This window comes from Burkholderia sp. lig30 (genome assembly GCF_000687455.2).
Lineage (GTDB): Bacteria > Pseudomonadota > Gammaproteobacteria > Burkholderiales > Burkholderiaceae > Burkholderia.
The window spans coordinates 36,903-60,145 of sequence record NZ_JGVW01000022.1 but is presented as its reverse complement, the minus strand read 5'-3'; the positions used below and the strand labels follow the sequence as shown (position 1 = coordinate 60,145).

The 23,243-nt window shown below is 68.2% G+C and carries 22 protein-coding genes; 8 read left to right on the top strand and 14 right to left on the bottom strand.

Going from position 1 to position 23,243, the window contains the following annotated elements; genetic code table 11:
• Positions 1-2: 2 nt before the first annotated feature.
• Both alc and LIG30_RS01680 read right to left on the bottom strand, forming a co-directional pair.
• Entirely contained in the window at positions 3-1,010 is a 1,008-nt protein-coding gene (gene alc / locus LIG30_RS01685; RefSeq protein ID WP_038709107.1) for an allantoicase, read from the bottom strand.
• 67 nt (positions 1,011-1,077) lie between these two features.
• The gene (locus LIG30_RS01680) at positions 1,078-2,391 is read right to left on the bottom strand and encodes a C4-dicarboxylate transporter DctA (RefSeq protein ID WP_038709202.1); all 1,314 of its coding nucleotides are present in this window, start codon (positions 2,389-2,391) and stop codon (positions 1,078-1,080) included.
• 210 nt (positions 2,392-2,601) lie between these two features.
• Between LIG30_RS01680 and LIG30_RS01675 the strand changes: the two genes are divergently transcribed.
• Positions 2,602-3,324: a FadR/GntR family transcriptional regulator gene (locus LIG30_RS01675; protein WP_083493851.1), complete on the top strand. Its 723-nt coding sequence runs from the start codon at positions 2,602-2,604 to the stop codon at positions 3,322-3,324.
• 93 nt (positions 3,325-3,417) lie between these two features.
• Here LIG30_RS01675 and gap read toward each other — a convergent pair whose 3' ends face one another.
• Entirely contained in the window at positions 3,418-4,428 is a 1,011-nt protein-coding gene (gap, locus tag LIG30_RS01670; RefSeq protein WP_038709103.1) for a type I glyceraldehyde-3-phosphate dehydrogenase, read from the bottom strand.
• Between the two features lie 84 nt (positions 4,429-4,512).
• Positions 4,513-6,534 (bottom strand): transketolase, encoded by a 2,022-nt coding sequence (gene tkt, locus LIG30_RS01665; RefSeq protein ID WP_038709200.1) that lies wholly within the window; start codon positions 6,532-6,534, stop codon positions 4,513-4,515.
• A 257-nt stretch (positions 6,535-6,791) separates the two neighbouring features.
• On the opposite strand from tkt, the gene speE reads away from it, so the two are divergent.
• The 3 genes from speE to LIG30_RS01650 are packed head-to-tail and all read left to right on the top strand — an operon-like array spanning position 6,792 to position 8,884.
• Positions 6,792-7,649: a polyamine aminopropyltransferase gene (gene speE, locus LIG30_RS01660; protein WP_038709102.1), complete on the top strand. Its 858-nt coding sequence runs from the start codon at positions 6,792-6,794 to the stop codon at positions 7,647-7,649.
• Positions 7,650-7,706: 57 nt separating this feature from the next.
• Positions 7,707-8,120, top strand: a complete 414-nt coding sequence (locus LIG30_RS01655) for a VOC family protein (RefSeq protein ID WP_038709100.1) — start codon at positions 7,707-7,709, stop codon at positions 8,118-8,120.
• On the top strand, positions 8,117-8,884 hold the full coding sequence (locus tag LIG30_RS01650) for a 16S rRNA (uracil(1498)-N(3))-methyltransferase (protein WP_038709098.1): 768 nt from the start codon (positions 8,117-8,119) through the stop codon (positions 8,882-8,884). Before LIG30_RS01655 ends, LIG30_RS01650 begins: the two co-directional genes overlap by 4 nt.
• 136 nt (positions 8,885-9,020) lie before the next feature.
• Here LIG30_RS01650 and LIG30_RS01645 read toward each other — a convergent pair whose 3' ends face one another.
• The 3 genes from LIG30_RS01645 to LIG30_RS01635 all read right to left on the bottom strand — a co-directional run bounded on the left by LIG30_RS01645 (position 9,021) and on the right by LIG30_RS01635 (position 12,661).
• Entirely contained in the window at positions 9,021-9,584 is a 564-nt protein-coding gene (locus LIG30_RS01645; RefSeq protein WP_038709198.1) for a barstar family protein, read from the bottom strand.
• A 16-nt stretch (positions 9,585-9,600) separates the two neighbouring features.
• Complete coding sequence (locus LIG30_RS01640) at positions 9,601-10,032, bottom strand: ribonuclease (RefSeq protein WP_038709096.1); 432 nt, start codon at positions 10,030-10,032, stop codon at positions 9,601-9,603.
• Between the two features lie 328 nt (positions 10,033-10,360).
• Positions 10,361-12,661, bottom strand: coding sequence for an NADP-dependent malic enzyme (locus tag LIG30_RS01635; protein ID WP_038709095.1), 2,301 nt, complete (start codon positions 12,659-12,661; stop codon positions 10,361-10,363).
• 140 nt (positions 12,662-12,801) lie between these two features.
• Here LIG30_RS01635 and thiL point away from each other — a divergent pair, with 140 nt between their 5' ends.
• Genes thiL through LIG30_RS01620 form a run of 3 tightly spaced genes read left to right on the top strand, consistent with a single transcriptional unit; the run spans position 12,802 to position 14,902 of the window.
• Entirely contained in the window at positions 12,802-13,839 is a 1,038-nt protein-coding gene (gene thiL / locus LIG30_RS01630; protein ID WP_152985965.1) for a thiamine-phosphate kinase, read from the top strand.
• Positions 13,829-14,371, top strand: a complete 543-nt coding sequence (locus tag LIG30_RS01625; RefSeq protein WP_038709093.1) for a phosphatidylglycerophosphatase A family protein — start codon at positions 13,829-13,831, stop codon at positions 14,369-14,371. The genes thiL and LIG30_RS01625 overlap by 11 nt, the downstream gene beginning before the upstream one ends.
• A gap of 30 nt (positions 14,372-14,401) precedes the next feature.
• Positions 14,402-14,902 carry a CinA family protein gene (locus tag LIG30_RS01620; protein ID WP_038709091.1) on the top strand — a complete coding sequence of 167 codons (501 nt, stop codon included), beginning with the start codon at positions 14,402-14,404 and terminating at the stop codon, positions 14,900-14,902.
• Positions 14,903-14,950: 48 nt separating this feature from the next.
• On the opposite strand, the gene LIG30_RS01615 is transcribed toward LIG30_RS01620, so the two are convergent.
• Positions 14,951-16,009, bottom strand: coding sequence for a hypothetical protein (locus tag LIG30_RS01615; RefSeq protein ID WP_038709090.1), 1,059 nt, complete (start codon positions 16,007-16,009; stop codon positions 14,951-14,953).
• 146 nt (positions 16,010-16,155) lie between these two features.
• On the opposite strand from LIG30_RS01615, the gene LIG30_RS26910 reads away from it, so the two are divergent.
• The gene (locus LIG30_RS26910) at positions 16,156-16,386 is read left to right on the top strand and encodes a hypothetical protein (RefSeq protein ID WP_162491943.1); all 231 of its coding nucleotides are present in this window, start codon (positions 16,156-16,158) and stop codon (positions 16,384-16,386) included.
• On the opposite strand, the gene pyrF is transcribed toward LIG30_RS26910, so the two are convergent.
• The 6 genes from pyrF to mpl all read right to left on the bottom strand — a co-directional run bounded on the left by pyrF (position 16,370) and on the right by mpl (position 23,220).
• Positions 16,370-17,197 (bottom strand): orotidine-5'-phosphate decarboxylase, encoded by an 828-nt coding sequence (gene pyrF, locus LIG30_RS01610; RefSeq protein ID WP_038709087.1) that lies wholly within the window; start codon positions 17,195-17,197, stop codon positions 16,370-16,372. The two genes, LIG30_RS26910 and pyrF, sit on opposite strands and share 17 nt — an antisense overlap.
• Positions 17,198-17,278: 81 nt before the next feature.
• Positions 17,279-18,043 (bottom strand): monofunctional biosynthetic peptidoglycan transglycosylase, encoded by a 765-nt coding sequence (mtgA, locus tag LIG30_RS01605; RefSeq protein ID WP_038709086.1) that lies wholly within the window; start codon positions 18,041-18,043, stop codon positions 17,279-17,281.
• A 19-nt stretch (positions 18,044-18,062) separates the two neighbouring features.
• Positions 18,063-18,929, bottom strand: a complete 867-nt coding sequence (aroE, locus tag LIG30_RS01600) for a shikimate dehydrogenase (RefSeq protein WP_038709084.1) — start codon at positions 18,927-18,929, stop codon at positions 18,063-18,065.
• Positions 18,926-21,013, bottom strand: coding sequence for a ribonuclease catalytic domain-containing protein (locus LIG30_RS01595; RefSeq protein ID WP_038709082.1), 2,088 nt, complete (start codon positions 21,011-21,013; stop codon positions 18,926-18,928). Before LIG30_RS01595 ends, aroE begins: the two co-directional genes overlap by 4 nt.
• Before the next feature lie 87 nt (positions 21,014-21,100).
• On the bottom strand, positions 21,101-21,670 hold the full coding sequence (locus LIG30_RS01590; protein ID WP_038709080.1) for a YqiA/YcfP family alpha/beta fold hydrolase: 570 nt from the start codon (positions 21,668-21,670) through the stop codon (positions 21,101-21,103).
• Positions 21,667-23,220, bottom strand: a complete 1,554-nt coding sequence (gene mpl / locus LIG30_RS01585) for a UDP-N-acetylmuramate:L-alanyl-gamma-D-glutamyl-meso-diaminopimelate ligase (protein ID WP_442856834.1) — start codon at positions 23,218-23,220, stop codon at positions 21,667-21,669. Before mpl ends, LIG30_RS01590 begins: the two co-directional genes overlap by 4 nt.
• Positions 23,221-23,243: the final 23 nt, after the last annotated feature.

Here is a 23,243-nt window from a genome sequence, read left to right as displayed (position 1 = left end):
CCTCAGGCCGGCTCGCCCCACAGACGCAGGCGCGACACGCCGCCGTCCGGGAAGATGTTGAAGCGCACGTGCGTGACCGGGCCGAGCGCGGCGAGCGGGTCGAACGTGTGGACGCTGTCCATCGACAGTTTCTGCTCGCCGAGCAGTTCGGGCCAGAACATCGCCTGCGTGACCAGCGACTCGTCGGTACCGCCCGTGACGTGCGCGGCCTGCAGCGAGCAGCGGTCCGGGAAATTGCCCTTGAAGTGCGCGGTATCGACCTCGACGCGGCGAATGATGCCCGGCCGCGCGAGCGCGACGATCGCCCAGTCGTTGCCCGGCTCGCGGCGCCGCCGCGTCTCCCAGCCGTCGCCCATGTTGACGCCGCGCCCCGGCATCAGCATCTGCGACGCCGCGCCGAAGTGCTGGTTGTTCGCGGCCACCAGGTAGCCGCCGTTCTCGATCGCGGCGAGATCGACCGGCTCGCCCTGCGGCACGCGGCTCCAGTCGCGCTGCGGTTGCCCGTACACGCGCAGCCGCGCGAGCCCGCCATCCGGGTACAGGTTCACGCGCAGGTGCGTATACGCGTGCGGATCGGCGACGGGCACGTAGTGGTGCTGATTGCCCTGCAGCGTCGTCGCGGGGACCACCGTGCGCCATTCGGCGTGGTCGGGCGGCGCGTCGCCGTCGGCGATGCAGCCCTCGATCGACGCGGCGGGCGGGAAGTTGCCGGTGAAATGGCTGGTGTCGAGGTCCACGCCGTGGATCACGCCGGGCCGCGCGAGGCGGATCACGCAGAAATCGTGGCCGGCGGTGCGCTTGCGGCGCGTCTCCCAGCCGTCCATCCACTTGCCGTGATCGTCGTACTTGCCGGGGATGAAGACGGCCGGCTCCGGGTTCAGCATGCGCTCCTTCGGCGCAAAGAACTCGTCGCTCGCGAACAGCGCCTTCGCACCGACGCGCGGATCGGCAAGGTTCATGTAGCGGCGCGTGAAGGCAGGCGCGTTCGGGTCGGAAATCGGGGCGGCCATGTCGTCTCCTGGGGACGTTTGACTGAACAGCCGGCGCACGGCGCCGGCACCAATATAGCGGGAATGATCAGACTGCGTGGGCCTCGTCGCCCGCGAGCGGCGCGGGCTCGCCCGCCGGCACGTAGCGCAGCTCCTGGTCCAGCACGCGCTTCGCGCGCGCCCGGTCGATGTCGTTTTCCCACACGGCGACCACGACCGTCGCAACGCAGTTGCCGAGCAGATTGGTCAGCGCGCGCGCGATGCCGACGAACCAGTCGACCGGCAGGATCAGCACGAGGCCGAGCACGGGAATCGCCGGAATCGCCGACAGCGTCGCCGCGAGGATCACGATCGCCGAGCCGGGGATGCCGTGCGCGCCCTTCGACGTGACGAGCGACACCAGCAGCACGACGATCAGGTCGTGCGTCGACAGCGGCGTGTTGGTCGCCTGCGCGATGAACAGCACGGCGAGCGTCAGGTAGATCGAGAAGCCGTCGAGATTGAACGAATAGCCGGTCGGAATCACGAGGCCGACGGTCGAATCCTTCACGCCCATGTATTCGAGCTTGCGCATCACCTGCGGCAGCACCGCGTCGGACGACGCCGTGCCGAGCACGATCGACAGCTCCTCGCGCAGGTAGCGGATCAGCTTGAACACCGAAAAGCCCGCGAGCCGCATCACGATGCCGAGCACCCCGGCGACGAACACGAAACAGCTCAGGTAGAACACGATCACGAGGAAGCCGAGCTGCTTGAGCGACGCGACGCCGTACTTGCCGGTCGTGAACGCGATCGCGCCGAGCACGCCGAGTGGCGCGAGCTTGATGATGAAGCCCATCACGCGGAAGAACACCTGCGACAGCTCGTCGATCAGGCCGTTGACGCGGCGGGCCTTGTCGCCGAGCAGCGACAGCGCGGAGCCGAACAGCACCGAGAACACGAGGATCTGCAGGATGTCGCCCTTCGCGAACGCGTCGATCGCCGTCTCGGGGATGATCTTCAGCAGGTAGCCGGCCGTGTCCTTCAGGCCCTCGGCGTTCTTCGCGTACGACGCGAGCGACGCCGCGTCGAGCGAACGCAGGTCGACGTTCATCCCGACGCCCGGCCGCGTGAGCCACGCGAGCACGAGGCCGATCGCGAGCGCGAGCGTGGTCATCACCTCGAAGTAGACGACCGCCTTCAGGCCGACCCGGCCAACCTTCTTCAGGTCGCCCGCATTGGCCATCCCGCTCACGACCACGCAGAACACGATCGGGCCGATGACCATCTTGATGAGTTTCAGAAAGCCGTCGCCGAGCGGCCGCAGCGACTCGGCGAACTGCGGGAAGCACGCGCCGAGCGCGACCCCGATGACCAATGCGATGACGACCCGACCAAACAGCGAATTGAAGAATTTCGACACGACGCTCTCCCGGTCCAACGGTTTCAGTTTCGTCTGTTCATACTGGTATGACCAGTCAGGTCATGCTGGATGGTAGGAAGCCGATATCGGCGCGTCAAGCGAGAACAAAACAGGGATTACCCGCACTTTCGCCGCCGCTGGCGGGCTGCGGGAACCGGGCGGATCATGACTTTCCCGATGCGCGGCCGCACGCCGCGCGCGCGGATTACAATGCCGGTCAGACCAGCCTTCCACGACATCATGAAGAACGTTCCGCACACCGTGACCGACGCCGCGATCGCGACGATCCGCGACCGGATCGAGGCCGGCGTCTACCCGGTCGGCAGCCTGCTGCCGGCCCAGCGCCAGCTGTCCGGGGAACTGGAGATCAGCCGCGCGTCGCTGCGCGAGGCGCTGTCGACACTCGAGGCGCTCGGCATGCTGCGCATCCGCGCGGGCAAGGGGGTCTACGTCGAAAGCGCGCAGGCGTCGGCCGGCCACGCGTGGCGCTTCGCCGGGCAGTCGTCACTGCCCGACACCTACCAGATGCGCTATGCGCTCGAAGGCTTCGCGGCGCGGATGGCCGCACGCGTTGTCACCGACGGCGACATCGCCTGGTTCGAGGACAACCTCGCGGCGCTGCAGGCGGCGCTGACCGGCAATGCGCTCGATGACGCATCGCAGCTCGACTTCGATTTCCACATGCGGATCGTCAGCCTCGCCGGCAACGCGGCGATCGAGTCGATCCTGCGCGGCAGCGCGGACATCATGAAGGAAAGCCAGCGCATGCCGTTCTACCGGCGCGATCTGGTGCTGAGCACCTATCACGAGCACCGCGCGATCCTCGACGCGCTGATCGCCCGCGACCCGGCCGCAGCCGGCCTCGCGATCGAGGCCCACATCTCGAATGCCGCGCAGCGCGCGGGCGTCCACTTCCCGACGCCGGGCCGCTGAGCGCGCGCGCAAAAAAGAAGCCCGGCCGGCTGACGCCGGACCGGGCTCGGTCGCGCTGGCGGCCGCCTCGCGGCGGCCGGCCGTCGCGCGGGATTACTTCGCGTTCGCGAGTGCGATCGCCGTATCCAGCATGCGGTTCGAGAAGCCCCACTCGTTGTCGTACCAGCTCGACACCTTGACGAGACGGCCCGACACCTTGGTCAGCGTCGCGTCGAACGTCGACGAAGCCGGGTTGTGGTTGAAGTCGATCGACACCAGCGGTGCTTCGTTGTAGCCGAGGATGCCCTTCAGCGCGCCTTCCGACGCTTCCTTCATGATCGCGTTGACTTCCTCGACCGTCGTGTCGCGCTTCGCGATGAACGACAGGTCGACGACCGACACGTTGATGGTCGGGACGCGGATCGCGTAGCCGTCCAGCTTGCCATTCAGTTCCGGCAGCACGAGGCCGACCGCTGCGGCCGCACCCGTCTTGGTCGGGATCTGGCTTTGCGTCGCCGAGCGCGCGCGGCGCAGGTCTTCGTGGTACACGTCGGTCAGGACCTGGTCGTTCGTGTACGCGTGGATCGTCGTCATCAGGCCGGTTTCGAGGCCGATCTTGTCGTTCAGCGGCTTGACGAGCGGCGCGAGGCAGTTCGTCGTGCACGATGCGTTCGAGATGACCGTGTGCTCGGCCTTCAGCACGTTGTGGTTCACGCCGTAGACGACCGTCGCGTCGACGTCCTTGCCGCCCGGTGCCGAGATGATCACCTTCTTCGCGCCGCCCTTCAGGTGCGCGCTCGCCTTTTCCTTCGTCGTGAAGAAGCCCGTGCACTCCAGCACGACGTCGACGCCCAGCTCGCCCCACGGCAGCTCGGCCGGGTTGCGGTTCGCCAGCACGCGGATGCGGTCGCCGTTGACGACGAGGTAGTCGCCGTCCACCGACACTTCGCCCGGGAACTTGCCGTGCGCGGTGTCGTACTGGGTCAGGTGCGCGTTGGTCTTCGCGTCGCCCAGGTCGTTGATCGCGACGATCTCGAGATCGTGCTTCTTGCCGTTTTCATAGAACGCACGCAGCGTGTTGCGGCCGATACGGCCGTATCCGTTGATTGCAACGCGGATCGTCATGTCTATCTCCTGATGGCTGAAAAAATTCGTTTCATGCAGCGGCGCGACGCGGCGCGCGCCTGACGCGTGCCGCGCCGGGGCTGCTTATGCCAGAACGGCCTTCGCCGTCTCGACCACCTTGTCGACGGTGAAGCCGAAGTGCTTGAACAGCACGCCTGCCGGCGCCGACTCGCCGAACGTGTCGATCCCGACCACGCCGCCCTCGAGGCCGACGTACTTGTGCCAGAAGCTCGTCACGCCCGCCTCGATCGCGATGCGGCGCACGCCGTGCGGCAGCACGCGCTCGCGGTATTCGGCATCCTGACGGTCGAACACCGTCGTCGCCGGCATCGACACCACGCGCGCCGCGATGCCCTGCCGCGCGAGCGGCTCGACCGCCTTCATCGCCAGCTCGACTTCCGAGCCGGTCGCGATCAGGATGATCTTGCGCGCGACGATTTCCTCGTCCCAGTCGCGCAACACGTAGCCACCCTTCTCGATGTTCGCGATCTGCGTGTCGGTGCGCTCGTTGAACTGCAGGTTCTGGCGGCTGAAGATCAGGCTCGACGGGCCTTGATGCGCGACCGCGTAGGTCCATGCGACCGCCGTCTCGACCGTGTCGGCCGGACGCCAGACATCGTGGCCCGGAATCAGGCGCAGGCTCGCGACGTGCTCGATCGACTGGTGCGTCGGGCCGTCCTCGCCGAGGCCGATCGAATCGTGCGTGAACACGAAGATCGACGGCACCTTCATCAGCGCCGCGACGCGCAGCGCGTTGCGGCTGTAGTCGGAGAACGTCAGGAACGTGCCGCCGAACGGCTTGTAGCCGCCGTGCAGCACGAGGCCGTTGATCGCGGCGCTCATGCCGAATTCGCGCACGCCGTAGTTGATGTGGTTGCCCCACTGGATGCCGTTCTCGCCGGCGCGCACCGGCTTCGATGCCTTCCAGTTGGTCAGGTTCGAGCCGGTCAGGTCGGCGGAGCCGCCGAGCAGTTCCGGCAGCACGGCGGCGAGGCCTTCGATCGCCTGCTGCGACGCCTTGCGGGTCGCGACCGTTTCGCCGCGCGCATTCGCGCCGGCGACGATCGCCGCGGCCTTCCCGGCCCAGTCGGCCGGCAGCTTGCCCGCCATGCGGCGCTCGAATTCGGCGGCTTCCTGCGGATACTTCGCGCGATACTGGCCGAACACCGCGTTCCAGTCGGATTCGCGGCGCGTGCCGGCTTCCTTCGCATCCCACGCCGCATAGACTTCCTGCGGAATCACGAACGGCTCCCACTTCCAGCCGAGCGCCTCGCGCGTCTTCGCGATTTCTTCCGCGCCGAGCGGCGAGCCGTGCACGTCATGGCCGCCCGCCTTCGTCGCGGCGCCTTCGCCGATGCGCGTCTTGCAGCAGATCAGCGTCGGCTTGTCCGACAGCTTCGCCTTCGCGATCGCCGCGTCGACCGCGTCGACGTCATGGCCGTTCACGTCAGGGATCACGTTCCAGCCGTACGACTCGAAGCGCTTCGGCGTGTCATCGTGGAACCAGTTGACGACGTCGCCGTCGATCGAGATGCCGTTGTCGTCGTACAGCGCGATCAGCTTGTTCAGCTTCAGCGTGCCGGCGAACGAGCAGGCTTCGTGCGAGATGCCTTCCATCAGGCAGCCGTCGCCGAGGAACACATAGGTATGGTGATCAACGATCTTCGCGTCGTCGCGGTTGAACTCGGCGGCCATCAGCGCTTCGCCGAGCGCCATGCCGACAGCGTTGGCAAGACCCTGGCCGAGCGGGCCCGTCGTCGTCTCGACACCCGCCGTGATGCCGTATTCCGGGTGGCCCGGCGTCTTCGAGTGCAGTTGGCGGAAGTTCTTCAGCTCGCCGATCGGCAGGTCGTAGCCGGTCAGGTGCAGCAGCGCGTACAGCAGCATCGAGCCGTGGCCGTTCGACAGCACGAAGCGGTCGCGGTCCGCCCAGTGCGGGTTCGCCGGATTGTGCTTGAGGTGGCGCGACCAGAGTGCGACCCCGATTTCAGCCATGCCCATCGGCATGCCGGGGTGACCGGAGTTCGCTTGCTGGACGGCGTCCATCGCGAGCGCGCGGATCGCATTGGCCATCAGGGTGGGGGTGGAAGGAGACGAAGTCGTCATGTCGAGTCCGGTGAACGAGTCGAAAAACGGGGCACGGGCGGCATCCGGAAGCTCGGGGCCAGCCGCCCCCGGCGCGCGGTGCGGCGCCTGGAGCACGCGAAGCGGACGGAGCCAACGGACGGGGCTGCAAAGCCGGTCATTTTAACAGATGGCCCGGGAATCCCCCCGGCGATGGTGCGCGCGGGCTCGGTTTCCCGTCTCGCTTCACGCCCTCTATAATTGGAAGGTTCGAATAGCCCGCCCGGCGCGGCCTTCCCGTGAGCACCACGCTTCTCTTCCACCCGACGCCCGACTCCGCCTACGGCTTCCCGCACGCGCGGCGGCTCGCGCACGTCGCGTCGCCCCATCAGGAGATCGAAGTGTGGGAGACGCCGCAGCTCGGCCGCCTCTTCACGCTCGACGGCCGGCCGATGACCTCGGTCGGCGACGAATACATCTATCACGAGTGCATGACGCATCCCGCCGCGCTCGCGCACCCGTCGCCCAGGAAGGCGCTGGTGCTCGGCGGCGGCGACGGCGGCGCGGCGCGCCAGCTGCTCAAGCATGCGTGCATCGAGCGCATCGTCGTCGCTGAGCTGGACGATCAGGTCATCGGCATGGCGCGCCGCTATCTCGACGACGTGCACCAGGGCGCGCTCGACGATCCGCGCGTCGAAGTCGTGATCGGCGACGCCGCGCACTACGTGGCGTCGACCGTCGAGCACTTCGATCTCGTCGTGTTCGACCTCACGCCGCCGGACTCGCCGGCCGCCGGACTCTACACGCGCGACTTCTATCTGCGCCTGAAGCGAATCCTGACGCCGCGCGGCGCGATCTCGATGCACCTCGGCTCGCCGGTCTTCCATGCCGCTCGCATCGCCGCGCTGCTCGACGACCTGCGCGCATGCTTCGCGGTCGTCGATCCGCTGTCCGCGCACGTGCCGCTGTACGGCTCCATGTGGCTGATGGCGATCGCGAGCGACACGCTCGACGCAGCCGCGCTGTTCGCGCACGACGTCGAGGAGCGGCTCGCCGACCGCGGGATCGAAGGGCTGCGCTACTACGACGCCCGGCTGCATCCGGCCCTCTTCACGCTGCCGCGCGCGCTGCGCGATACACTTGGCGTTCGTCGTTAGGGGCGGTTCGCCATGCGCGAACCGTCTCTTGCATTCCGCCTCGCAGGGAGACTCCTGATGACCGACCCACGTCCGGCCAACGTGCCTTGGTTGACACCTTATCTGGCCGTGCGCAATGCGCGCGCTTCAATCGATTTCTTCAAGGCCGCCTTCGGCTTCGCGTTGCGCGACGTGCTCGACGAGGACGGCGCAATCATGCATGTCGAGATGACCTACCGAGAACACCTGATCGTGATGTTCGCGCCCGAGGGCGCGTTCGGCTCGACCGCATTGACGCCGAAAAGCGCGTTCATGACCGCGCCGCAATCCTTCTATCTGTACGTGGACGACGTCGACGCGACGTACCGGCGCGCGCTCGACGCCGGCGCGAAGTCGCTGACCGCGCCGGACCAGTTCTGGGGCGACCGCTTCGCGCAGGTCGAGGACCTCGACGGCTACCGCTGGGCGCTCGCACGCCGTCTCGACGCATGAGCGCTGCGACCACGACCGCGGCCGTGCCGCGCTTTTTCGTCGACGCCGCGCTGCGCGTGGATGGCGTCGTCATGCTGCCGCCCGACGTCACGCGTCACGTGCAGGTCCTGCGGCTGCAACCCGGCGACGCGCTTGCGCTGTTCGACGGCACGGGCGGCCAGTACCGCGCGCGGCTCGCCGAGCTCGACAAGCGCAGCGCGACCGCACAGGTCGATGCGTTCGAGCCCGCCGAGGCGGAGCCTCCGTACCGCATCGCCCTCGCGCAGGGCATCGCCGGCGGCGACAAGATGGACTGGGTGATCGAGAAGGCCGTCGAGCTCGGCGTCGCGGCGATCGCGCCGCTGTCGACCGCGCGCGGCGTGGTGCGGCTGTCCGGCGAGCGCGCGGACAAGCGCGTCGCGCATTGGCGCGGCATCGTGCGCGCGTCGTGCGAACAGTGCGGGCGCAACCGCGTGCCCGACGTCGCGCCGGTGCGCGGCTTCGACGCATGGCTCGACGCGCTGCCGGATACGCCGGCCGACGGCGAGCTTCGGCTGTTGCTGTCGCCGCGCGCGAGCATCGCGTTCGCGTCGCTGCCCGACACGCCGCCCGCCGCGCCGGTCACGCTGCTGATCGGACCGGAAGGCGGCTTGTCGCCCGACGAGGAAAACGCGGCGCGCACGCGCGGCTTCACCGCCATGTCGCTCGGGCCGCGCGTGCTGCGCACCGAGACAGCGGGCGCCGCGGTGCTCGCCGCGCTGGCGGCGCGCTGGGGCGGGTGGTAAGCGCCGCCGCTTGCGCGGCTCGATAAAGGGCCGGAATCGGCGTGGGGCGATGCGTCGCCCCCGTCTCGCATGCCCGATTCGCGCGCGCAAAAAAGCCCGCTCGAAGGCGGGCTGACTTGCGGCCGGAAACGCGCGCTTACGCGAACGAGTAGAACACCCGGAACGCGATCTTGCGCTCGGCCCAGAACTCGGCCGCCTCGCGAAACACGTCGAGCAGCGTCTCACGGCCTTCCTTGTCGAACTTCTGCGCGATCGGCAGGCCTTCGAGCACGATCACGAAGCCGGGCTGCACGCCGGCCTTGTGCACGAGATCGGTCAGACAGTCGAACAACGCGTCGTAGTTCTTCCCGAAATGCTTCGGGAACAGGAACGACGTCGCGATCGTCTCCAGCACTTCCTGCTTCGATTGCGCGGCACCGCAATACGCATACAGGAAATGCTGGCCGAGCCGGCTGGCTTCGTCGGCGAGATCCTGCACGCGGAACGCGCGGATCGACTGCACGAGATTCGGTCGCAAGGTCGTGAAAAGGCTCATAGGCTCCTCGTTCGGTGAAAGCCCGGGGCTGGCTTCCTGCGCCGGCGCGTCGCCGGCTTGCGCCGCCATGCGCATCTGCATGACACGCTGAAACAGGTTGCCGTCGCCGGCGGCGAACAGATCCGCCGCCGACGACATGTCGTGCGCGTAGATGGAGTCGCTCATGCCGTTCATCCCGAAGTCATTCAACAATACGTTTAAAACTGGCGTAGTGGTCGCCGGTGTAATAACAGTTGTCGGTCCGGCGCAGCAGGCCGCCGCAGACGATCCGGCGGGCACCGCGGTTGCGCGCGCGCGGCGTCGGCACCGTGTATTCATGGTAATAGCCGCGCCGCGCCTTCGGCAGGATCCGCTCGCGGTTGCCGAACACGATGCCGTCCTTCTCGTATGGGTAGGGGCCACCGGCGGTGATCAGGCCGAGCGTGGTCACGGCTTCGCGCGGGAGCCGGGCGGACGGGATCGTGTCGATCGGTGCGGCGGCCACGTCGGCCGTGGCGGCTTCCCTTGCGCAGGCGGCGGAAACCAGACTGCCCGTCGGCATGCCGACGTTACCCATCGCGACGATCGCGAAGACGGACGCGAGCGCGCCGTTGCGGAGCCACTTGCGTGCCATAAGCCTGGGTTCCCGCTGTTAAATCAAGTAGTTGACGACCAGTAAAGGCGTAAGCGTAGCGCTATTGTCCGCGCGAATCAATGTTCGTTTGGGAGTTGAAAGCCGAGCAGGACATCGAATCAGGAATTTTTACCGTATTCTCGCTATTTTTATCTTTTGTAGGATAAAATGACTCCGGCATCGCTCGATTGGCAAGTCTCTGCCTCCTTGCCACGCTCTCAACCCGGAGTGGAGGGATGCTGCAGTTGTTTGCGGGCCGCGCGCGAGCGCATTTCCCGGTGGCGTGCCCTTGCGGGCACGCCTTTTTTCTTTCTGCCGGCTATTTCGCTCAACGCACCGCGTTCACGTCGGCAACCAGCAGCGCAGCCATGTTGACGATCCGGCGCACGGTCGCCGATTCGGTCAGCACGTGCACCGGCTTCGCCGCGCCGAGCAGGATCGGCCCGATCGCGATGTTGTTGCCCGCGGCCGTCTTCAGCAGGTTGTACGCGATGTTCGCCGCGTCGATGTTCGGCAGGATCAGCAGGTTCGCCTCGCCTTCCAGCGTCGATTCCGGCAGGATTTCCTTGCGCAGCGCCGCGTCGAGCGCGACATCGCCGTGCATCTCGCCGTCCACCTTCAGATCCGGCGCGCGTTCCTGCAGGATCGCGAGCGTATCGCGCATCTTCTGCGCCGACGGCGCGTTGCTCGTGCCGAAGTTCGAATGCGACAGCAGCGCCACCTTCGGCTCGATGCCGAAGCGCCGCACTTCCTCCGCCGCCATGATCGTGATCTCGGCGAGCTGCTCCGGGGTCGGATCGACGTTCACGTGTGTGTCGACGAGGAAGATCTGGCGGCCGGGCAGCACGAGGCCGTTCATCGCCGCATAGACGCTGCAGCCGGCGCGCTTGCCGATCACCTGGTCGATGAAGTGCAGGTGGCGGTGCGTCGTGCTGATCGTCCCGCAGATCATGCCGTCCGCTTCGCCCTTCTTCACCAGCATCGAGCCGATCAGCGTCGTGCGGCGGCGCATCTCGACGCGCGCGAGCTGCTCGCTGATGCCCCTGCGGGCCATCATCTTGTAATAGGTCTGCCAGAAATCGCGATAGCGCTCGTCGTGCTCGGTGTTAACGATCGTGAAATCGACGCCCGGCGTGAGGCGCAGGCCGTAGCGCTGGATGCGGTGCTCGATCACGGCCGGGCGGCCGATCAGGATCGGCGTCGCGAGCTTTTCGTCGACGACGATCTGCACCGCGCGCAGCACGCGCTCTTCCTCGCCTTCCGCGAACACGACGCGCTTCTTCCCGGCCGCGACGCTGCGCGCGAGCTGGAAGATCGGCTTCATCGTCGTGCCGCTGTGGTAGACGAACTGCTGCAGATGCTGCTGGTAGGCGTCCATGTCCTCGATCGGGCGCGTCGCGACGCCGCCGTCCATCGCGGCCTGCGCGACGGCCGGCGCGATCTTGACGATGAGGCGCGGGTCGAACGGCTTCGGAATCAGGTATTCGGGCCCGAACGACAGATCCTGGATGCCGTAGGCGGTCGCGACGATGTCGCTCTGCTCCTGCTGCGCCAGCTCGGCGATCGCGTTGACGGCGGCGATCTCCATTTCACGGGTGATCGTCGTCGCACCGGCGTCGAGCGCGCCGCGGAAGATGAACGGGAAGCACAGGACGTTGTTGACCTGGTTCGGATAGTCGGTGCGGCCGGTCGCGAGGATCGCGTCGGGGCGCACTTCGAGCGCCAGCTCCGGCAGGATTTCCGGGGTCGGGTTCGCGAGCGCGAGGATCAGTGGGCGCGGGCCCATCACCTTGACCATCTCCTGCTTCAGCACGCCAGCGGCCGACAGGCCGAGGAAGATGTCCGCGCCGTCGATCACCTCGGCGAGCGTGCGGGCGTCGGTTTCACGCGCGAAGCGCTCCTTGTCCGGGTCCATCAGCTCGGTGCGGCCCTTGTAGACGACGCCGGCCAGGTCGGTCACGGTGATGTTCTCGAGCGGCAGGCCGATGTCGACCAGCAGGTCGAGACAGGCGAGCGCCGCGGCGCCCGCGCCGGACGAGACGAGCTTGACCTCCTTGATGTCCTTGCCGACCACCTTCAGGCCGTTCGTGACCGCCGCCGCGACGACGATCGCGGTGCCGTGCTGGTCGTCGTGGAAGACCGGGATCTTCATCCGCTTGCGGCACTCGCGCTCGACGATGAAGCAGTCCGGCGCCTTGATGTCCTCGAGGTTGATGCCGCCGAAGGTCGGCTCGAGCGCGGCGATCACGTCGACGAGCTTGTGCGGGTCCGACTCGTTCAGCTCGATGTCGAACACGTCGATGCCGGCGAACTTCTTGAACAGCACCGCCTTGCCCTCCATCACCGGCTTCGACGCGAGCGGGCCAATGTTGCCGAGGCCCAGCACCGCGGTGCCGTTGGTCACGACGCCGACGAGGTTGCTGCGTGCGGTGAAGCGGGCTGCGTTGAGCGGGTTCTCGACGATCTCTTCGCACGCGAACGCGACGCCCGGCGAGTACGCGAGCGCGAGGTCGCGCTGGTTGATCATCTGCTTGGTCGGCGCGATGGCAACCTTCCCCGGGGTCGGGAATTCGTGATAGTCGAGCGCGGCTTCGCGCAGTTTGGCTTTGGAGGATTGGGAGCTGGACATGTGTCTCGTGACGTGCGGATTAGAATAACGAGTCGGTGCATTGTAGCGCCAATCCTTGCCCCCCAACCTGCGCTTCGGGTACGGCCGTTGTCACAAAAACGCAGCGAACGACGCCGGAATCAGGCGCTTCGCCCCGTACAATGCCGTCAAATCAACCGCTTCCCCGGATCTTGTCAGCCGTGCCAGCCGCCCTCTCGGAGTTTTCACTGATCGACCGCTTCTTCGCCGGCCGCGCGGCGCGCGCCGCGAGCGCCGCCACGCTCGGGATCGGCGACGATTGCGCGCTGATCGCGCCGCGCCAGGGCAAGCTGCTCGCCATTTCGACCGACATGCTGGTCGAGGGCCGCCATTTCTTCCCCGACGTCGCGCCCGGCGCGCTCGGGCACAAGGCGCTCGCGGTCAACCTGTCCGACCTCGCGGCGATGGGCGCCGAGCCGCGCGCGTTCACGCTCGCGTGCGCGCTGCCGCGCGCCGACGAGGCGTGGCTCGAGGCGTTCAGCGACGGCATGTTCGCGCTCGCCGAGCGCTTCGGCTGCGCGCTGATCGGCGGCGACACGACGAGCGGGCCGCTCAACCTGTGCATCACCGTGCTCGGCGAGGTCGCGCCCGACGCCGTGCTGCGGCGCGATGCCGCACGCGACGGCGACGACGTCTGGGTGTCCGGGACGCTCGGCGACGCGCGCGCCGGGCTCGGCGTCGCGCGCGGCGAATGGACGGCCGGCCCGGACGAGGCGGCCGCGTTCAAGACCGCGCTCGAGCGCCCCGAGCCGCGCATCGCGCTCGGACGCGCGCTCGCGGGGGTCGCGCACGCGGCGCTCGACATTTCGGACGGCCTCGCGGGCGATCTGCAGCACATCCTCGAACGCTCGCGGGTGTGCGCCGAGGTCGACGCCGACGCGGTGCCCCGCTCGACCGCGCTCGCGACGCTGCCGCCCGACGTGCAGCGGCGCTGCGCGCTCGCCGGCGGCGACGACTACGAACTGTGCTTCACGGCGCCCGCCGCCGCGCGCGCCGCGATCGACGCGGCAGGCGCCGCGGCGGGCGTCGCGGTCACGCGAATCGGTACAATACGCGGCTTGTCCGCGCCGTCGGAGCGGCCCGCAATCGCGTGGCGCGATGCCGCCGGCGCGCCGCTTCCCCTCACGTTGCACGGCTTCGACCATTTCCATGCAGACTGACCCGACGCCCCCGCGCGCCCCGGCCGACGACGCCGCGCCGCGCGCTCCGCAGCGCGCCACCGTGCGCTTCATGTTCTCGCACCCGGTGCACATCGTGTCGCTCGGGTTCGGCAGCGGCCTCGCGCCGTTCATGCCCGGCACGTTCGGCACGCTGTTCGGCTGGCTCACGTTCGTCGCGCTCAACCGCTACCTGACCGTGCCCCAATGGTGGGTGGTGATCGCGGCCGGCTTCGTCGCCGGCATCTGGATGACGGGCTTCACCGCGAAGAAGATGGGCATCGCCGATCCGGGCCCGGCCGTCTGGGACGAGATCGTCGCGATCTGGCTCGTGCTGCTGTTCGTCACGCCGGCGACCTTCACCGGACAGCTCGCGGCGTTCCTGGTCTTCCGCTTCTTCGACATGGTCAAGCCGCCGCCGATCCGCTATTTCGACCGCAACCTGAAAGGCGGCTTCGGCATCATGTTCGACGACCTGATCGCCGCGTTCATGACGCTGCTCGTCATCGCGCTGTGGCATGCGTTCGCCGGGTGACGCCCTTTCGACCTTCCGATCCGTATTCGCATGGCAACCGATTCCGTCGTCCATCAGCTTGCGATCCGCGCAGGCAACAAGCTGCGTGACGAGCACCTGATGCTCGCCACCGCCGAATCCTGCACCGGCGGCATGATCGCCGCCGCGATCACCGACATTTCCGGCAGCAGCCAGTGGTTCGAGCGCGGCTTCGTCACGTACTCGAACCAGGCCAAGAGCGAGATGATCGGCGTGCCTGCCGAGTTGATCGACAAGCACGGCGCCGTCAGCGAGCCGGTCGCGCGCGCGATGGCCGAAGGGGCGCTGCGCAACAGCCGCGCGCAGGTCGCGCTCGCCGTCACCGGCATCGCCGGGCCCGCCGGCGGCAGCGAGAAGAAGCCGGTCGGCACCGTGTCGTTCGCGTGGAGCAACCGGCTCCATACCGACATCGAGACCGTCGTGTTCAAGGGCGACCGCGAACAGATCCGCACGCAGGCGACCACGCATGCGCTGCGCGGACTGCTGAAGCTGCTCGACGAACACGAGCGCTGACGCGCGAGGGCGGCCGCCGCCCGCCGGACGATGGGCCACCGGCGCCGCTCACTGAATCGCGTCGGGCTTCACGACGATCCAGTTCCGGTCCGCCGTCACCGGCTGGCCAAGCGCCCTCTGGCGCTCGGCGGACGCGTCCGACCACGCGCGGATCTGCGTCATCTGCGCGTCCTTCTTGTCGACCCACACGCGCAGGCCGCCGCGCGCGACATCGGTCGCGTTCAACAGCATGTAGCCGTCCGACATCGGCGTGTCGCCGGCGACCAGTACCGGCTTTTTCCACTGATCGATCCAGCCGACGATCGAGCCGAGCTTGCCTTCGTACCACGTCATCGGGTTCATCAGGAATGGTGTGACCACGAGCGCGCGGTTCGCCGATTCGTCGTATCGGCCGGCCCGGATCTGCAGACGCGACGTCGTCAGCGCGCCTGTCGCGGGGTTACGCAGCAGCGTTGTCACGCCGATCACGTTTTCCGGCTTCACGTTGTAGCCGTACTTCGGGTCGGCCAGCACGAGCCGCGCAAGCTCCTCGTGCGCGGCCGTCATCACGTAGACGTCGATACCGTGCTCGTGCAGCGCGTTGTACAGCTCCTGCATCCCCTTGAAGACACGCGGCGGGTTCACCATGCCGTCGACCACCGCGCCGCGCCGCCAGTATCGGACGGGAACCGGCTTGCCGTCGGCGAGCATTGCATCGACGTGCGTCTTCAGCTCGGCGAGCGTGAAGCCCGCGAACGCCTGCGCGATCCACGGGTAGCAGACGAGGTCGTCGATCTCGCAGAGCCGGTAGTAGTAGCTCGTCAGCGATTCCCGGTAGTCCGGCGCGTCGTGGAACGGGATCACCCTGAGCGACGGGTCGAGCGTCTCGCGCGTCAGCACGCCCCGGTTTTCCAGATACGGCAGCAGCGCCTCCTCGAGGTCGTAGCGATACGTCGTGTTATCGGCGTCGAACACCGCATAGTCGCCGCGATGCGCATGCGCGGCGATCATCTCGTTCAACGCCTTCGCGCTGTCGGCCGGCCAGTGCGCGAGCTCCGCCGCGTGGGCGAACGCCGCGCACAGGAAAGCGACAAGCGCGGTCAGGATACGCCGGGGCTGCATCGGCATCGCGTCGCTCCTTTTTGTCAGCATGACGAAAGACAAATGACAACCGGCAGCATCGCGCGTTTGGCGCGCGGCCGTGCAGTGCGGAAACGACGGGAATTTGTCCGGATGCGTCAGCGCCTGCGAGGTGACTCAGGCGAGCCGTGGCGATGGCGATGGCGATGGCGATGGCGATGGCGATGGCGATGGCGATGGCGATGGCGATGGCGATGCGCGCGCGGCGCGCCGCAAGCTGGCCCGGCCGTCGAAGGCCGGTTCCGGAGATCGACGGATGGCGCCCCGGCGAAACAAGACGCTCCGGCATCAGCAGAAACAGCGTGCGAACCGGGACGGCGGCACGCCCGCGCCGCCCCGGCTCCCCGCTCAGCGATACGCGTTGATCGTGTCGCGGGTTTTTTGCGCGGCGAGCGCCGCGGCTTCGGCGAAATCCTCGCCACGGCTCGCGTACAGGATCGCGCGCGACGAGTTGATCATCATCCCGGCGCCGTCGGCCGTGCGGCCGGCAGTGACGGTCGCCTGCACGTCGCCGCCCTGCGCGCCGATGCCCGGAATCAGCAGCGGCATGTCGCCGACGATGCCGCGCACGATCTCGATTTCCTTCGGGAACGTCGCACCGACCACGAGGCCGAGCTGGCCGTTCTTCGCGTTCCACTTGTTTGCCGCGAGGTCCGCGACGACCTGGTACAGCGGGCGGCCGCCGGTTTCGAGGAACTGCAGGTCGGAGCCGCCGGGATTCGACGTGCGGCACAGCACGATCACGCCCTTGCCGTCGTGCTCGAAATACGGCTCGACCGAATCGAAGCCCATGTACGGGTTCACCGTCACTGCGTCCGCACGATAGCGCTCGAACGCTTCGCGCGCGTATTGCTCGGCGGTGCTGCCGATGTCGCCGCGCTTCGCGTCGAGGATCACCGGCAGGCCCGGATGCTGCAGATGGATGTGCGCGATCAGGCGCTCGAGCTGATCTTCCGCGCGATGCGCGGCAAAGTACGCGATCTGCGGCTTGAACGCGCTCGCATACGGGGCGGTCGCGTCGACGATCTGCCGGCAGAATTCGAAGATCGCGTCGGGCTGGCCGTCGAACTGGGCGGGAAAGCGCGTCGGCTCGGGATCGAGACCGACGCACAGCAGCGAATTCGTGCGCTGCCATGCGGCGCGCAGCGATTCGATGAAAGTAAGCGGGGAAGACATGGCGGATACTCGCGTCAATCCGTTGGTAGACCGCGTATTTTACCTGCGTCGGACGACGCGAAGCACGGCGATGCCGCCGGGCTATTCGGATTGCGGCAACGCCGCCGCGCCCATCCGCCGCGCGATGATCGCCGCGCGCTGCGCCTGGTACGCGGTGCCGCGATGCGCGTCGAAATAGCGCGGCTTCGGCAGCATCACCGCGAGCCGCGCCGATTGCCACGCGCCTAGCCGGCCGGCGGGAATCCGGTAGTAATGGCGTGCGGCGGCCTCGGCGCCGTACACGCCCTGCCCCCATTCGACGGAATTCAGATAGATCTCGAAAATCCGCTCCTTGTCGAGCAGCGTCTCGAGCATCCACGTGATGATCAGTTCCTGCCCCTTGCGGATATAGCTCTTCTCGCGCGACAGGAACAGGTTGCGCGCGAGTTGCTGCGTGATCGTCGAGCCGCCCGCGACGATGCGGCCCTTCGCCTTGTTCTTTTCCCACGCCTGCAGGATCGCGTCGACCTCGTAGCCGTTGTTGGTCGCGAAGGTCGAGTCTTCCGACGCGATGATCGCGCGCTTCAGGTTGCGCGAGATCTGGTCGTACGGCACCCATTGATGCTGGATCGGCGTCACGAACAGCCCCGCCGGCGACGCCGTTCCACGCGCCTCGCGCGCCAGACGCCACGCATCGGTGCGCATGAACGCCGTCGAACCCGGATTCACGACCGTCCAGAGGCCGATCTGCACGAAATAGAACAACTGCGTCGCCAGCCACGCGCCGGCGAACACCAGCCCCGCATAGACGACCCACCGGGTCGGACCGGCTGCGCGCACGCGCTGCGAACCGCTCAATGCCGCCATTCCCGCCGTCTCGCCGCGCTCAGTGCGCGGCCAGCGCCTGACGCAGCGCGGCCAGCACCGGCGCGCCGTCCGGCCGCACGCCGCGCCACACGTAGAACGACTCCACGGCCTGCTCGACCAGCATGCCGAGCCCGTCCGCGGCGCGTGCGCCGAGCGACGCCGCATGCTGCATGAACACGGTCGGCTGCGCGCCGTACATCATGTCGTACGCGAGCGTGTGCGGACCGAACGCCGCCGGGTTGCATTCCGGCAGCGCCGCATCGAGGCTGCCCGCGGTCGCATTGACGATCACGTCGTAAGGCTCCGCGCGCACCGTCTCCGGCCCGCCGCCCGACAGCGTGCAGCCGGCATCGTGCGCCGCCTGCGTGAACTGGCCGACGAGCGCCTCCGCCTTGCTGGCGGTGCGATTGACGATCGTGATCGACAGCGGCGCGCGGTCGAGCATCGGCAGCACGACGCCGCGCGCCGCGCCGCCCGCGCCGAGCAGCAGGATGCGCGCGCCGGCGAGACGCACGCCGAGGTTGGCCTCGATATCGCTGACGAGGCCGACGCCGTCGGTGTTGTCGCCGTAGATGCGGCCGTCGGCATCGAAACGCAGCGTGTTGACCGCGCCGGCCGCCGCCGCGCGCGGCGACAGCGTGTCGGCGAGCGCGTGCGCCTCCAGCTTGAACGGCACGGTCACGTTCGCGCCGCGTCCGCCTTCGGCGATGAAGGCGCGCACCTCGCGCTCGAAGCCGTCGAGCGCCGCGAGCCGGTGCTCGTAGACGATCGGCTCGCCCGTCTGCGCGGCAAACTGCGCGTGGATGAACGGCGACTTGCTGTGCGCCACCGGATTGCCGAACACCGCATAGCGGTCGGGCTCGCTCGTCGGCCGGGCCGGGTTCATGATGCGCGCTCCTCCTCGTTGTCGTTGTTGGCCGCCGCTTCGCCGTCCGGCTCCGCTTCGCCCGGCACGTCCGCTTCCGCGAGCGCTTCAGCCTCCGATTCGGCCGATGCGTCGCCCGCGTCGAGCAGCACCTCGTCGCCGGCTTCGGTGTCCTCCTCCTCGCCGGCTTCGCCGCTCGTCACGGCCGGCGCGTCCAGCACGTTCAGCAGCCGCACCGACGCCTCGATCGTCAGCTCGTCGATCGACATCACGTCGAGCAGCACGCGCGTGCCGCGCGCATGGACGCCGAGCGCCGGCACGTGCAGCAGCAGCGGCACCTCCTCGAGGCGCACGAGATCGCCCTTCACGACGGTCGCGACGACCTGCCGCCTGCCCTCCTGGCGAAGCCACCGCAGGCACCAGAAATATTCCATCCGGCGCTGGTAGTCTGCATACGCGGAATAGGTGTCGTCGAAGCCCTGCACGACCGCGTACAGATCCGCGTCCTTCGGCTTGAACGGCGCGGCGAGCTTCGCGGTGACGCCGTGCTGCACGCACGCGAGCAGCTGCCACTGGTTGACGAGGTCGACGTAGCGGCGCAGCGGCGACGTGCTCCATGCGTATTGCGGGACGCCGAGCCCTTCGTGCGGCGCGGCCGTCGTCTGCATGCGCGTGCGCTTCGGGCCGGGCGTGCCGAAGCCGCGCTGCGAGCGGTAGATGCCCGGCACCGTGTGGTCGTGCAGGAACGCGCCCCAGGTGGCGTTCGACAGGATCGCCAGCTCGGAGACGATCAGGTCGAGCGGCGAGCCGCGCCGGCGCGGCGTGATCGACACGTGCTCGCCGTCGACGTAGAAGTTGTAATCGGTGTTGCGCTGCACTTCGCGCTTGAGGCCGTAGCCGGCGCGCGCCTGCTGGCGCTTTTCGAACAGCGCCTGCGCGAGCGGCCAGAGCACCGCGATGTCGTCCTTGTGCGGATAGTCGCCGCTGCCGGCGGCGAGCGTCTCCTCGGTGACGAGTTCATCGAGCGTGTTGTGGCGCAGGTTGTTCTTGACGAACACGTACTCGGCGCGCGTCTCGTTCGCGACGATGTCCTGCGTCTCGCGATTGATGATGATGTACAGCGACAGCGCCGGGCGGTAATCGCCCTCCTTCAGCGTGAACGCGTCGACGACGTTGTCCGGCAGCATCGTGATCTTGTCGCCGGGCATGTAGACGGTCGACAGGCGCGCGCGCGCGATCGCGTCGATCGCGTCGCCGCGCGCGATGCCGAGCGCGGGCGCCGCGATGTGGACGCCGATCCGCACCCGGCCGTCGGCGAGATGCTGGACCGAGAACGCATCGTCGATTTCGGTCGTCGTGACGTCGTCGATCGAGAACGCCTCGACATCGGCGCGCGGCAGATCCTCCGGCAGCGCGCCGACGTCGACGGCCGGAAAGCCGGTGCCGTGCGGGAAGAACTCGGCGAGGAAGCGCGCCTCGTGCAGCGCGCGCGCCGACGCGATGCCGCCGCACTCGAGCATCAGCCGCGCGGGCGATTCGCCACGCGCGCCGGCCGCTGCCTCGAGCGCCTTGTATTCGATCGAATTCTTGTCGGGCCGCGTCAGCAGCGACAGCGCCTTGCCGTTGAACGCCTCCGGCAACCGGCCAGCCTTCAGCTCTTCCTCGTACTGCGCCTGGACGAGCGCCTGCTGGCGCTTGCGCTCGAGCGACGCGAGCGCCATCTTGAGCTGCTCTTCCGGCGCGCGCTGGTATTGCCCGCGCCCCTTGCGGCGGAAATACACCGGCGAGCCGTGCAGGCGCAGCACGAGCGCCGCGCGCTCGACGGGGCCGTACGACGCGCCGAAGTATTCGGCGGCCAGCGCCGTGTACGCGAATTCCTCGGCCGGCGCGCACTCCCACAGGAAATCCAGATCGATCTGCTGCGCGGCCTCGTCGGCCTGCTGCATCAGCTCGCTCGCGGCGGGCTTCTCGAATTCGATCAGCACGTCCTTCGCGCGCACCTTCGCGCGCCGCCCGCCGGGCAACTCGACCTGAAACGCGTCGCCCTGGCGCGACAGCACGCTGCCTGCCTTGAAACTACCCGATTCCTCGAAGAAAACGTTCACTCAATACTCTCGTTCAGACTGCCGGGCGCCGCCGCCGTCGACGGACGGCGCCGCATGATGATGGGTGTTCGATGGCCTGCGGCCGCTTTACGTCGGATTCCCGTCGCAAAATGCAAAAACGTCGTCGACATAGTCGCCAAACTCGCTGATCCCGTGATCGCTGCCTTCGATCACGCGGGTCTTCGCGCCGGGGTAATGGGCGAGCATCTCGCGATAGTCGAGCACTTCGTCGCCCGTCGCCGCGAACAGATAGTAGCGCTCGGGACGCGTGATCGCCGGCACGGCGAGCGCGTTCAGCTCGTCCAGGTGATGCGGCTCGACGATGATCGTGCCGCCGCCGTGCCACAGCGGCTGCTCGCCGAGATGGTGTTTCAGGTCGCGCTGCGGATGGGTGGCCGGATTCAGCACGACCGCCTTCCAGCCGTGCTTCTCCGCGAGCCACGTCGCGTAGTAGCCGCCGAGCGAGCTGCCGATCACCGTCACGTCGCGCACGCCCGCCACTTCGGCTTCGGCCGCGGCGACCGCCGCGAGCGGCGAGACCGACAGCGACGGACAGCGCCATTCGTCCGCGCGGCCCAGCCCGGCGAGGCGCGCGGCCAGCGTGCGCGACTTGAATGACTGCGGCGACGAGCGGAAGCCGTGCAGATAAAGGATCACGCGTGGCTCCCGCCGCCGGCGTCGAGCGCGTCGAGCAGCTTCTGATGCACGCCGCCGAAGCCGCCGTTGCTCATCACGAGCACGTGGTCGCCCGGCCGCGCCGCGGCGGCGACCGCCTTCACCAGCAGATGCAGGTCGTCGTACGCATGCGCCTTCGCACCGAGCGGCGCAAGCGCGTCGGCCAGGTTCCAGCCGAGCGCGTCGCGTCCGGCCGGCGAGCCGTAGCCGAACACCTGATCGGCGTCGGCCAGGCTCGCCGGCAGTTGCGCCTTCATCACGCCGAGCTTCATCGTGTTTGAGCGCGGCTCGAGCACCGCGAGGATGCGGGTGTTTTGCCGGCCGATACGCGAGCGAAGGCCGGCGATCGTGGTTTCGATCGCGGTCGGGTGGTGCGCGAAATCGTCGTAGACCGTCACGCCGCACACGCTGCCGCGCACTTCCATGCGGCGCTTCACGTTGCGGAACGACGCGAGCGACGCGGCGGCCTGCGCCGGCGGCACGCCGACGTGCCGCGCGGCGGCAATCGCGGCGAGCGCGTTCATGCGGTTGTGCTCGCCCTGCACCTGCCACGCGACCTCGCCGAAACGCTCGCCGCGCCAGTACACCGCGAAGCGCTCGTCGACCGGCACGCCGTCCTCGGCGGGCAGCGCCTGCCAGCCGCCGTCGACGCCGAAGCGCTCGACCTCGCTCCAGCAGCCGCGCGCGAGCACGCGCTCGAGTGCGTCTTCGCGGCCGTTCGTGACGAGCCGCCCGACGCCCGGCACCGTACGCACCAGATGATGGAATTGCGTCTCGATCGCGGCAAGATCCGGGAAGATGTCGGCGTGATCGAATTCGAGGTTGTTCAGCACCGCGGTCCGCGGCCGGTAATGGACGAACTTCGAGCGCTTGTCGAAGAACGCGGTGTCGTATTCGTCCGCCTCGATCACGAAGAAGCTCGAATCGGTGAGCCGCGCGGACACGCCGAAGTTGAGCGGCACGCCGCCGATCAGGAAGCCGGGGTTCAGGCCGGCGTCCTCGAGCAGCCACGCGAGCATCGACGACGTCGTCGTCTTGCCGTGCGTGCCGGCGACCGCGAGCACCCACTTGCCGGCCAGCACATGCTCGCCGAGCCATTGCGGCCCCGACACGTAAGGCAGGCCGCGATCCAGGATCGCCTCCATCAGCGGGTTGCCGCGCGACACGACGTTGCCGATCACGAACAGGTCCGGCTTCAGGTCGACCTGCTCGGCGCCGTAACCTTCGATCAGCTTGATGCCCTGCGCCTCGAGCTGCGTGCTCATCGGCGGATAGACGCCCGCGTCGCAGCCGGTGACCGTATGCCCCGCCGCGCGCGCGAGAACGGCCAGACCGCCCATGAAGGTGCCGCAGATGCCGAGAATATGGATGTGCATAGGATGAATGCTTTCGCGCCGCCGGGCGCCGTCGATTCGGGTAGAGGAAAGCCGCGCGGCAACGCGCCGTGCAACCCGCGCGGACGGCGCTCGTCGCCGCGACACAAAGGACGCTATTGTAACTGACGGCCCGCCCGGGCCGTGGCGCGGCGCGATCAGCGCGGCGCCACGATCGAGTA